We start from the raw sequence: 618 nt of genomic DNA on the forward strand, positions 1-618 counted from the left end.
AAGTCATAGACCTCCGCCAGAGGCGGAGGTTTGGGACGCTGCGCTTGGACCACTTGAAGTGGTTTTGTTACAAGTTAGTAGGAACCCTTGAAAAGGTCTGCATGGTCAGAAGCCTTATCGGCCTTTTCCTGGTTCCGGATATAGTGTCTGACGACCTGCTCATTATAGCCCAAGGTGGACACGAAATAGCCTCGTGCCCAAAAATGATAGCCTCGGTATTTTCTCTTCTTTGCGTATTTATTGGCAACATAGATCGCCGTCTTCCCTTTCAGAAAGCCGACAATGTGCGCCACCGAGTATTTCGGTGGGATCGAGATCAGCATATGGACATGATCCGGCATGAGGTGACCTTCCTCGATCCGGCATCCCTTTTGCTGGCTCAACCTGACAAATAGGTCGCGCAACTCAAGGCGAAGGTCTCCGTAAAGCCGCTTCGTCCTGTATTTGCTAGCAAATACAATGTGATATTTGCAGTCCCATGTCGCATGTGATAGATGGTTATCGTCCATTATAACCTCCGGTCTTCGATCACTTCGTGATCCAAGCCCGGTGGTTTCTTTCATACCGCGTAGAACTCTTCCAATCCTCCGCCATAGGCGGAGGTTTTCTTTTGTTAAA

1 protein-coding gene is annotated in these 618 nt (G+C 49.0%); it reads right to left on the reverse strand.

Features of this window, described 5'->3' with window-relative positions:
- Window positions 1-74 precede the first annotated feature (74 nt).
- Complete coding sequence (gene tnpA, locus LRX75_RS23235; protein ID WP_231816933.1) at window positions 75-509, reverse strand: IS200/IS605 family transposase; 435 nt, start codon at window positions 507-509, stop codon at window positions 75-77.
- Between the last annotated feature and the right edge of the window lie 109 nt (window positions 510-618).

The sequence above is a fragment of the Rhizobium quercicola genome, from assembly GCF_021168455.1.
Classification (GTDB): Bacteria; Pseudomonadota; Alphaproteobacteria; order Rhizobiales; family Rhizobiaceae; genus Ferranicluibacter; species Ferranicluibacter quercicola.

Excerpts from the sequence above, each read along its gene's own strand:
- tnpA (WP_231816933.1), bottom strand. The coding sequence starts at position 509 with ATGGACGATAACCATCTATCACATGCGACATGGGACTGCAAATATCAC.